Raw genomic sequence first — 11,224 nt, 5'->3', positions numbered from 1 at the left:
GCCCCGATGACCGACCCTCTTTTCACGCCCGCCGACGAGTACGCGATGCGGCTCGCGCTGGACCAGGCCCACAACGCCTGGCTGGTGGGCGAGGTGCCCGTGGGCGCCGTCATCACGCGCGGCGGCCAGGTCATTGCGACCGGCTACAACCGCCCCATCACGACGCACGACCCCACGGCCCATGCCGAGATCGTCGCGCTTCGCCACGCCGCCACGCTGCTGGAGAACTACCGGCTGCCGGAGTGCGAGATCTTCATCACGCTGGAGCCCTGCGCGATGTGCGCGATGGCGCTGATGCACGCGCGCTTCAAGCGCATCGTGTTCGCGGCCACCGATCCCAAAACGGGCGTGGCGGGCTCCGTCACCGACCTGTTCGCGCTGCCGCAGCTCAATCACCACACGCGCATCGAGCGGGGGCTGATGGCTGATGCCTCCGGCAAGCTGCTGCGCGAGTTCTTTGCCGAACGCCGCGAGGCCGCGCGTGCGCGCCGTGCCGAACGCCAGGGGCTGATCCCCACCGGCGAGGCCACCCACCTGGACGACACCCCATGACGACGCTCACCCTGTTTTCCCCGGCCGGCGCGGTGCAGAAGGCCGATGCGCTGAAGCGCGCCGCCAGGCGGCTCACGGCGCTGGGCTTTGAGGTGAGCATCGACGCCGATGCGCTGTCGCGCCAGCAGCGCTTTGCCGGCGACGACGCCGCGCGCCTCGCCGCACTGCACCGCATTGCCGACGCGGCGCCGTCGGTGGCGCTGGCCTCGCGCGGTGGCTACGGCCTGACGCGGCTGCTGGACCAGATCGACTGGGCGCGCATCGCCGCCAGCGTGGAGCGCGGCACCCGCTGGGTGGGCTACAGCGACCTGACGGCGCTGCAGAACGGCTTCATCGCGCGCCACAAGGGCCTGGCGATGTGGAGCGGCCCGCTGGCCTGCGACGACTTCGGCCGCAGCGAGGCGGACGGCGGCGTCGACGAGGTGACGCAGGACTGCTTCACCGAGGCGATGAGCGGCGCGCTGGAGGCCGTGGGCTTTCGCGCGCCCAGCGCCGAGTTCGACGGTCTGGAGGCGCGCGGCCGGCTGTGGGGCGGCAACCTCACCGTGCTGTGTTCGCTGCTGGGCACGCCGCACTGGCCCAAGATCAAGGGCGGGCTGCTGTTCCTGGAAGACATCAACGAGCATCCCTACCGCGTCGAGCGCATGCTGCTGCAACTGCAGCAGGCCGGCGTCATCGACCACCAGGCGGCCGTGCTGCTGGGCGACTTCAGCGGCGCGGCCAAGACGCCCAACGACCGCGGCTACGGCCTGAAGGACGCCATCGCCGCGCTGCGCGCCCGCACGAAGACGCCGGTGCTGACCGGCCTGCCGTTCGGCCATGTGCGCACCAAGGTGTGCCTGCCGGTGGGCGGCACGGTGGAGCTGTACGTGCAGGGGCGCGAGGCCATCCTGGGCTGGCAGTCGGACCCGCGCCTGGCCCATGCCGCCCACCACGACCACGGGCCGGACTGCGGCGACGACTGCGGCCACGACCATCACTGAAGTCACACGGGGTTTTCCTGGCCGTCTTTCAGCGGTCGGCCCGCCTGTCTAGACGAGTGACCCGACTATGATTCCGACCGTCGCCCTGGCTTGTGCCGGGGCGTCGTGTTTTTCGAGGGTGTCGTGGTGGGATCAGTCAGCGGTTGGATGAGGGCGTGCGTGGGCGCAATCGCGTTCGTGCTGCTGGCCGGCTGCAACAACAGCCCGCACCCGCACGGCGCCGAGCGCGAGAACACGCTCTACATGGCGTTCGCCGAGCGCTCCCCGCGCTATCTGGACCCGACGTCCTCCTACGCCGCGCCCGAGAGTACCTACGTCTACGAGATCAGCGAGCCGCCCTACGGCTACCACCCCCTCAAGCGGCCCTACACGCTGATCCCGCGCACCGCTGCAGACTTGGCCAAGCCGTACTACCTGGACGCCAAGGGCAAGCGCCTGCCCGATGACGCGCCCGACGAGCAGATCGCCGAGGCGGTCTACGACATCGCCATCAAGCCCGGGCTGAAATGGTCGCCGCACCCGGCATTCGCGAAGGACGCTCAGGGCAACTACCGCTATCACCAGCTGAAGCCGGGCGAGCTGGGTGACAAGCGCAGCCCGTTCGCGTTCGAGCACCTGGCCACGCGCGAGGTGGTGGCGGAGGACTTCGTCTACGCGCTCAAGCGCCACGCCAGCCCGCGGCTGGAGGCGCCGGTGGCGGCGGTGTTCTCCGAGCACGTCATCGGGCTCAAGGACTACATCGCCACGCTCAAGCGCGAGAGCGAGAAGCAGTTGGCCGGCCTGCCCGAGAACCTGGCCGACAAGCCCTTCCTGGACCTGCGCCGCTGGCCGCTGGCCGGCGCCGAGGCCGTCAACGACCACCTGCTGCGCATCCGCCTGAAGGGCCGCTACCCGCAGTGGCAGTACTGGCTGGCCACCAACTTCACCGCGGCCATCCCGTGGGAGGTGGACGCCTTCTACGCCCAGCCTGGCATGGCGGCCAACTCCATGAGCTGGAACCAGTGGCCGGTGGGCTCTGGCGCCTTCATGATGACCGAGTACGTGCAGGATCGCCGGCATGTGATGAGCCGCAACCCCAACTACCGGCACGAGACCTACCCCTGCGACGGCAGCCCCGGCGACGCCGAGGCCGGCCTGCTGGCCGACTGCGGCAAGCCCATGCCCTTCGTCGACAAGGTTGTCGCCATCAGCGTGAAGGAGGCCGTGCCGCGCAAGGAGCTGTTCAAGCAGGGCTACCTGGACCTGCCCGAGATGGACCGCTCGGACTGGGGCGTCAACCTGGCCGTGGACCGCGACGACTCCGACGAGGTGAAGCGCTTCTTCCAGGAGCGTGGCTTCCAGCTGCCCATGAACGTGGACATCACGAACTGGTACCTGGGCTTCAACTGGCTGGACCCGGTCGTGGGCCGCGGCGACACGCCCGAGCAGCAGCGCCGCAACCGCGCGCTGCGCCAGGCCATCTCCATCGCCATCGATTGGGAGGAGGGCTACGGCCGCATCTTCCGCGACAAGGGCGGTGACGCCGCCCACGGCCCCATCCCGCCGGGCGTGTTCGGCTCCAGGGAGGGCGAGCCGGGCGAGTTCAACCCGGTGACGCACCGGCTGGTGGATGGCAAGGTGCAGCGCCGCACCATTGAAGACGCCCTCCAGCTGATGAACGAGGCCGGCTACCCCGGCGGCCGCGACGCGAAGACGGGCAAGCCGCTGGTGCTGAACTATGACTTCCAGCGCGTCGTCACGCCCGAGCTGAAGGCCGAGAACGACTGGCTGATCCGCCAGTTCGCCAAGCTGGGCATCCAGCTGGACATCCGCGCGACCGACTTCAACCAGTTCCAGGAAAAGATCCTGAAGGGCAAGCACCAGATCTTCTGGTGGGGCTGGTTCGCCGACTATCCCGACGCCGAGAACTTCCTGTTCCTGCTTTACGGGCCGAACAGCAAGAGCCTGCACGAGGGCGAGAACACCGCGAACTACGCCAACCCCGAGTTCGACCGGCTCTACCGCAAGCTGCAGTCGCTGGAAGACGGCCCCGAGAAGGCCGCCGTGATGGCGACGATGAACGACATCGCCCGCCAGGACGCGCCGTGGGCGTGGGGCTACTGGAGCTACTCGGGCCTGGCCTTCCAGCGCTGGCTGCACAACGGCAAGCCGGGCGTCGTCGTGCGCGACCGCGCCCGCTACCTGCGCGTGGACGTGCAGGAGCGCGCTCGCAGCATCGCCGCGTGGAACCAGCCGGTCTGGTGGCCGCTGCTGGTGCTGGCGGCAGGTGGCCTGGCCATCGCCGTGGCGACGCGCCGCGCATGGGCCCGCCGCGAGACGGCGACGGCCGTGGCGACGGGGGAGGGCGCCTGATGCTGGGCTTCCTGCTGCGCCGGCTGGGCTATGGCCTGGCCATCCTGGTCGGCGTCAACCTGTTCACCTTCTTCCTGTTCTTCTCGGTCAACACGCCGGACGACATGGCGCGGCTGAACATCGGCGGCAAGCGCGTCACGCAGGCGCAGATCGACAACTGGAAGCAGGAGCGCGGCTACGACAAGCCGCTGTACTTCGACGCCAGCCGCCAGGGTGCCGAGCAGCTCACGCACACCATCCTGTGGGAGCGCTCGGTGAGCCTGTTCGCGCTGGACTTCGGCAAGAGCGACGCGCGCCAGGCCATCAACATCGGCCACGAGGTGAAGGTGCGCATGGGCGTGAGCCTGCAGCTGGCGCTGCCGCTGTTCATCCTGCAGGTCATCGTCAGCGTCGCGTTCTCGCTGCTGCTGGTGTTCTTCCGGCACACCCGCATCGACTTCTGGGGCGTCGTGCTGTGCGTGCTGATGCTGTCCATCAGCAGCCTGTTCTACATCATCGTGGGCCAGTTCCTGTTCGCCCGCGTGCTGAAGCTGGTGCCCATGAACGGCTTCGCGGGCGGGCTGGATGCGGTGCGCTTCCTGGCGCTGCCCATCCTGCTGTCGCTGCTGAGCCGGCTGGGCGGCGAGGCGCGGCTGTACCGCGCGATGTTCCTGGAGGAGATGGGCAAGGACTACGTGCGCACCGCGCGCGCCAAGGGCCTGTCCGAAGGCCACGTGCTGGGCCGCCACGTGCTGCGCAACGCGCTCATTCCCATCATCACGAGTGCCGGCAGCTACCTGCCGTACGTCTTCCTCGGCAGCCTGGTGTTTGAGAGCTTCTTCGGCATCCCGGGCCTGGGCGCCTTCGTCATCGAGGCCATCACGGGGCAGGACTTCGCCATCGTGCGCACCATGGTCTTCCTCGGTGCGCTGCTCTACATCGCAAGCAATGCGCTGATCGACGTGGCCTACACGTGGGTGGACCCGCGGGTGAGGTTGCAATGAAGTTCGTGCTGCTCTGGACCGACCTTGCGCTGTGGCTGATGGTGGCCGCAGGCGTCGCCTACGCGGTGCGCGTGCGCGGCCAGGCCCACCTGCGCGCCACGTGGCAACGCGTGCTGCGCGACCCGGTGGCGGCGAGCGCCGGCGTCGTCATGGCGCTGTTCCTGCTGGTCACGCTGATCGACAGCATCCACATCCGCCGCGCGCTGGAGACGACGGACGGCACCACCGTCTATGACACGCGCACGCTGTCTGCGCTGGACCTGCTGCTGGCCCGGCAACTCGACATGCGCGAGGTCAGCTACTCCGTGCCGCTGGGCACGCACGGGTTCAACAAGGAAAGCGTCGTCGATGCCCACGGCCACGCCGGGCGCGACTATCCGCGGCTGAAGTTCGGCGGCGCCCACCTGGCCGACCCGGCCACGCAATGGGCCGGCGATGTCGCCCGCCTCGCCGCGCTGGGGCTGGCCGGCGGCCTGGCCGTCGCCGCGCTGCTCTTCGGTCTGACGGCGGCCGCGCTGGCTCGCCAGCATCACGGCTGGCGCCACGCGCTGGCCGACCTGGCCGCGGACCGCACCTTCTACCCGCTGCGCGCCGTGCTCATCACGCTGACCGTCGTGCTGCTGCTGGCCGGCCCCACCCTCACGCTGATGCCGCACTACCACGTGCTCGGCACCGACCGCACCGGCAACGACGTGCTGGTGCAGGCGCTGAAGAGCGTGCGCACGGCCTTCGTCATCGGCGCGCTGTCCACGCTGGCCACGCTGCCGCTGGCACTCCTGCTGGGCGTGCTGGCCGGCTATTACAAGGGCTGGGTGGATGAAGCCATCCAGTACGTCTACACGACGCTGAGCTCCGTACCCAACGTGCTGCTCATCGCCGCCTGCGTGCTGATGGTGCAGGTGTTCTTCGACAAGAACCCCGATGCGTTCGAGACGGCGCTGGAGCGGGCGGACCTGAAGATGCTGATGCTGTGCGTCATCCTGGGTCTGACCGGCTGGGCGGGCCTGTGCCGCCTGGTGCGCGCCGAGACCTTGAAGCTGCGCGAGTTGGACTACGTGCAGGCCGCCACGGCCTTCGGCGTGGGCGACGCGGCCATCATGGCCCGCCACATCCTGCCCAACGTGATGCACCTGGTGCTCATCACCGTCGTGCTGAGCTTCTCCGAACTCATCCTCTATGAAGCGGTGCTGACCTATGTGGGCGTGGGCGTGGACCCGACGACCAGCAGCTTCGGCAGCATGATCAACCTGGCCCGCAACGAGATGTCGCGCGACCCGGTCGTCTGGTGGAGCTTCGCCGCGGCCTTCGGCGGCATGGTGAGCCTGGTGCTGGCCGCCAACCTGTTTGCCGACGGCGTGCGCGATGCGTTCGACCCCAAGGCCCGCTCGGCCCGGCCGCGCGTCTTCCGCAAGCGAGGGGCGGACCATGCTTGAGATCGCCGACCTGCGCGTTCAGCTGGACGCCGAGGCGGGCCTGGTGCGCGCCATCGACGGCATGCGGCTGACGCTGGCCCGCGGCGAGACCTTCGCGCTGGTGGGCGAAAGCGGCTGCGGCAAGAGCATGACGGCGCTGGCGCTGATGCGGCTGCTGCCCGAGAACGGCCGCGTGACCGGTGGCGCCGTGACGCTGGATGGGCAGGACCTGCTGGCGCTGCCCGAGCGCCGCATGCGCGATGTGCGCGGTGGCCGGTTGTCCATGATCTTCCAGGAGCCGGCCACCAGCCTGAACCCGGTGATGCGCGTGGGCGACCAGATCGTCGAGGCCATCGAGGCGCACACCGAGCTGCGTGGCACGGCCGCCCGCGCCAAGGCTGTCGACTGGCTGCGCCGCGTGGGCATCCCCGAGCCCGAGCGTCGCGTCGACGACTACCCGTTCCGGCTGTCCGGCGGCCAGAAGCAGCGCGTGATGATTGCCATCGCGCTGGCCGCCGAGCCTGACTACCTCATCGCCGACGAGCCCACCACCGCGCTGGACGTGACCATCCAGGCGCAGATCCTGGACCTCATCCGCGATCTGCAGCGCGAGCGCCAGCTGGGTGTGCTGCTCATCACGCACGACCTCGCCGTCGTCAGCGGCATGGCGCACCGCGTCGCGCTGATGTACGCCGGCCAGATCATCGAGGTGGCCCCGGCGGCCGAGTTCTTCGCGAGCCCGAAGCACCCCTACGCCCGGCTGCTGTTGCAGGCGCTGCCTGACGCCGCGCGCCGCGGCGAGCCGCTGGCAGCAATTGCCGGCACCGTGCCGCCGCTGTGGCTGGACTTTGCCGGCTGCCGCTTCGCGCCGCGCTGCGACAAGGCCATGGCGCACTGCGCCGGCACGCTGCCCGCGCTGACCGAGGAGGGGCCGCAGCACCAGGTGCGCTGCCTGCTCTACAGCCAGCCCGGCGACGCGCTGCCGCGCCCGCCGGTGCAGCCGCGTGTCACGCCGCCGCAGCCGCCCCAGCAGGCCGCGCCGCTGCTGGATGTGCGCGACCTGCGCGTGCGCTTCCCGCTGAAAGCGCCGCTGTTCCACCGCGGCCCGCGCCATTTCGATGCGGTCGACGGCGTCAGCTACCAGCTGCATGCCGGCCGCACGCTGGCGCTGGTGGGCGAGTCCGGCTGCGGCAAGACGACGTCCGGCAAGGCCATCGTGCAACTGCTGCGCCGCCAGGCGCAGATCAGCGGCCAGGCGCTGTTCGATGGGCAGGACCTGTTCCAGCTGTCGGGCCCCGCGCTGGTGCAGGCGCGCCGCAGCGTGCAGATCATCTTCCAGGACCCGTTCGCGTCGCTGAACCCGCGCATGCGCGTGTCCGATGTGCTGGAGGAGGGGCTCATCGCGCTGCGCCCCGAGCTGGACGCCACGGCCCGCCGCGAGCGCCTGCACAGGCTGGTCGATCAGGTCGGCCTGCGCCGCGACGCGCTGCAGCGTTGGCCGCACGAGTTCTCCGGCGGCCAGCGCCAGCGCATCGCCATCGCCCGTGCGCTGGCCGTGGAGCCGCGCCTCATCGTCTGCGACGAGCCGACGTCCGCGCTGGACGTGTCCGTGCAGGCGCAAATTCTCAATCTGCTGCGCGAATTGCAGCGCGAGCAGGGGCTGGCCTACCTGTTCATCACGCACAACATCGGGGTTGTCGAGTACATCGCCGACGACATCGCCGTCATGCAGCGCGGCCGCATCGTGGAGCAGGGCGTCTGCGCGCGCGTTCTGGGGCAGCCGGCCCAGGCCTACACCCGCGATCTGCTCGCCGCCGTGCCCCGCCTGACGCGCTAGCACGCGGTCGCGCGTCGCGCAAAGGCAACGTCTAGGGAATTCACTCTAGGGGCTGTAACATTGAGAAACCCTGATAAATCAAAGGGTTACGAAGGGTTTGAGGCGCGGTAGGTGCATTTACGGGGCGAGGCTCATGTTGCACCCGCACAAACTGCGACACCCCAATCTGAGCCCACCGCTCAGGCAAGGAGCGACCCGCACCCCGGGTCAGTACCGCCACGTTATCGGGCGGGCCCGTCGTCTCTTCAGGAGCCTCAATGTTCAAAGTCACCACCATCAGTAGTGCGATCCTGGCGCTTGCCGCCGGCTCCGCACTGGCCCAGGAATCGCAGAAGCTCGAACGCATCCAGATCACCGGTTCGAGCATCAAGCGTGTCGAGTCCGAGACGGCGCTGCCCGTGACGGTCATTTCACGCGACGCCATCGAGAAGTCCGGCGCCGTCAACGTTGAAGACATCCTGCGCCGTCTGTCGGTGAACTCCGCCCAGCTGTCCGACTCCACGCAGGGCGCCGGCTATGCCACCAGCAACGCCAACCTGCGCGGCCTGGGCGCCAACTCCACGCTGGTGCTGCTGAACGGCCGCCGCCTGGCCGGCCATCCCTTCGGCTCCATCGGCGGCTCGGTCGCGGTGGACCTGAACAGCATCCCCTTCGCCGCGATCGAGCGCATCGAAGTGCTGCGTGATGGCGCCTCCGCCATCTACGGCACCGACGCCGTCGCCGGCGTCATCAACTTCATCACCCGCAAGGACTACGACAAGGGCGAGCTGACCGTGCGCTACGGTGCGCCCGAGAAGAACGTCGGCGGCAAGGAACACGGCGGCTCCATCGCCTTCGGTACCGGCAACCTGGACAAGGACGGCTACAACTTCCTGGTCACCGCCAACATCAAGGAACAGACCCGCCTGGAGGCCAACAAGCAGGGCTGGTACTGGCGTCACGCCACCGAAGTGCCGGGCTCCATCCCGCCCACCTCGTTCCGTGCCTACCCGGGTCGCCTGATGGAACTGGGCATCACCCCGGGTGCCTACTCGAACCCTGGCGCCAACATGGCGGCGTGCGATCCGGCCAATACCGTTGTTCAGACGCCCAAGGATGACAACGGCAATCCCGTCAAGACACCCAATGGCGTCGACAACGTGATGCGCTGCCGCGCCATCTACGCCGCGATGCTGGACAACCTGCCCGACAGCACCAAGACCGACCTGTTCGTGCGCGGTACCTTCCGCATCGATGCCGACAATCAATGGTTCGTCGAGGCCTCGGCGGCACGTAACCACACCACCGGCCGTGCGGCGCCTACGCCCATTGACGGCTCGGCGATGAAGGTTCGCGAGGACGGCAACTACCCCAACGTGCTGATGCCCGTCACCAGCAAGTACTTCCCGACCGCGCTGCTGACCCGCCTGGGCTACACACCGGCCGACTACGTGACGACCACCATCGATGGCGTCGGGTACAGCGAGATCGCCTACCGCTCGGTGGATCGCGGCAACCGGGTCAGTGACAACAACAACGAGCAGTACCGCGTGGTCGTTGGCGCCAATGGCCTGTTCTCGGGCTGGGACTACGACATCGGCCTGAACATCGCGCAGGCGCGCGGTACGCTGAACTACAGCGGCTACCTGCTCGAAGAGCCGTTCCTGGCGGCCCTCAAGACCGGCAACGTCAATCCCTTCGGCGCCAACGACGCCGCCGGCGTGAAGCTGCTGGATGCAGCGGCGCTGGAAGGCACGGTTCGCAAGTCCAAGGGCACCACCGCGGTGTTCGACGCCAAGTTCAGCCGTGAGCTGATGAAGATGGACGGTGGCAGCATGGCCATCGCTGTCGGCATCGACCTACGCCGCGAAAAGGCTGACGACAAGCCCACCAACATCGAGTACTCCAAGGGTTCGCATATCGGTGGTGAAGGCTCGGTGCCTGCTACGTCCGCAAGCCGCAACATCTCAGCCATCTACAGCGAACTGTCCATCCCGTTCGCCAAGGGCTGGGAGGCCGCCGTCGCAGCCCGCTACGACAAATACAGCGACTTCGGCGGCAGCTTCAACCCCCGCGTCGCACTGCGCTTCCAGCCCAGCAAGGAAATGCTGTTCCGCGCCAGCGCGGGCACCGGTTTCCGCGCACCGACGCTGTGGGACGTCAACAGCCCCGTGTCCAACACCAACACGGCTGACCCGCAGGTCGATCCGGACTGCCCGGCCGGCTTCAAGGACGATCCGCGCTGCAACACGCAGTTCAACGTGCGCCTGTCCAGCGACAAGAACCTCAAGCCCGAGAAGAGCCGGCAGTTCGCCTTCGGCGCCGTGTTCGAGCCCATCCGTGAGCTGAGCATCGCCGTCGACTACTGGAACATCCAGAAGAAGGATCAGATTGGCGTCATCAGCGGCGATACGCTGATGGCCGAACCTGGCCTCTACACCAAGTACAAGAGCCGCGTGAAGCGCACGACGGCCGGTTTCATCTCCTACATCGAGACGCCGGTCGAGAACCTGGGCGAGCTCAAGACGTCAGGCATCGACATCGACATCAAGTCGGGTCTGCAACTGGGCGCCTTCGGCAAGCTGGGTGTCGGCTTCGCGGCCACACGCACGCTGAAGTACTCGCTGCAGAACGGCAAGGATCTGCCGTTTACCGACTACGTCGGCAAGTCGCTTGGCGGCAACCCGCCGGTGCCGGAATGGCAGCACACGCTGTCCTTCGACTGGACGCTGGGTTCGTGGAACGTCGCGCTGGAAAACGTGTTCACCAAGGGCTGGGAAGAGTCGGCTGCCGTCGTCAACACCAACCTTGGCGTGGACGCTCCGTACCAGGTCAAGAACACCAGCCGCTGGAACCTGGCCGTTGCCTACCGCGGTTTCAAGGACCTGCGCCTGACGCTGGGCGCCCGCAACGCCTTCGATCAGGATCCGCCGTTCGTCGCCTCGTCCAGCTACGGCTCGCACGCTGCGGGCTTCGCCGGTTCGTTCGCCGATCCGCGCGGCCGTTTCATCTACGGCACCGTCACGTACCAGTTCAAGTGAAACCCGTTGTCGCCAGCTCGGCCTGACGGCCGTTGCTGACAGCAATGAAGGGGGCGTGCCTGGCACGCCCCCTTCTTTTTTGGGA

Annotated in this window: 7 protein-coding genes; all 7 read left to right on the top strand. The window is 68.3% G+C overall.

The window, feature by feature from the left end; all coding sequences use genetic code 11:
- Window positions 1-6: 6 nt before the first annotated feature.
- The 7 genes from tadA to ACG04Q_RS24055 all read left to right on the top strand — a co-directional run bounded on the left by tadA (window position 7) and on the right by ACG04Q_RS24055 (window position 11,139).
- A complete protein-coding gene (gene tadA / locus ACG04Q_RS24085) occupies window positions 7-552 on the top strand; it encodes a tRNA adenosine(34) deaminase TadA (RefSeq protein ID WP_394514136.1) in 546 nt (181 codons plus the stop codon).
- Window positions 549-1,535 carry an LD-carboxypeptidase gene (locus ACG04Q_RS24080; protein WP_394514135.1) on the top strand — a complete coding sequence of 329 codons (987 nt, stop codon included), beginning with the start codon at window positions 549-551 and terminating at the stop codon, window positions 1,533-1,535. The genes tadA and ACG04Q_RS24080 overlap by 4 nt, the downstream gene beginning before the upstream one ends.
- A gap of 159 nt (window positions 1,536-1,694) precedes the next feature.
- Window positions 1,695-3,887, top strand: a complete 2,193-nt coding sequence (locus ACG04Q_RS24075) for an ABC transporter substrate-binding protein (protein WP_394514134.1) — start codon at window positions 1,695-1,697, stop codon at window positions 3,885-3,887.
- On the top strand, window positions 3,887-4,870 hold the full coding sequence (locus ACG04Q_RS24070; protein WP_394514133.1) for an ABC transporter permease: 984 nt from the start codon (window positions 3,887-3,889) through the stop codon (window positions 4,868-4,870). Before ACG04Q_RS24075 ends, ACG04Q_RS24070 begins: the two co-directional genes overlap by 1 nt.
- The gene (locus ACG04Q_RS24065; RefSeq protein ID WP_394514132.1) at window positions 4,867-6,303 is read left to right on the top strand and encodes an ABC transporter permease; all 1,437 of its coding nucleotides are present in this window, start codon (window positions 4,867-4,869) and stop codon (window positions 6,301-6,303) included. Before ACG04Q_RS24070 ends, ACG04Q_RS24065 begins: the two co-directional genes overlap by 4 nt.
- Window positions 6,296-8,119 (top strand): ABC transporter ATP-binding protein, encoded by a 1,824-nt coding sequence (locus ACG04Q_RS24060; RefSeq protein ID WP_394514131.1) that lies wholly within the window; start codon window positions 6,296-6,298, stop codon window positions 8,117-8,119. Before ACG04Q_RS24065 ends, ACG04Q_RS24060 begins: the two co-directional genes overlap by 8 nt.
- Before the next feature lie 257 nt (window positions 8,120-8,376).
- A complete protein-coding gene (locus ACG04Q_RS24055) occupies window positions 8,377-11,139 on the top strand; it encodes a TonB-dependent receptor plug domain-containing protein (RefSeq protein ID WP_394514130.1) in 2,763 nt (920 codons plus the stop codon).
- Window positions 11,140-11,224: the final 85 nt, after the last annotated feature.

Source organism: Pelomonas lactea (assembly GCF_043555885.1).
Taxonomy (GTDB): Bacteria; Pseudomonadota; Gammaproteobacteria; order Burkholderiales; family Burkholderiaceae_C; genus Pelomonas; species Pelomonas lactea.
Note: the sequence above shows the minus strand (reverse complement) of the source record. Positions and strands in the feature narration are given on the sequence as shown.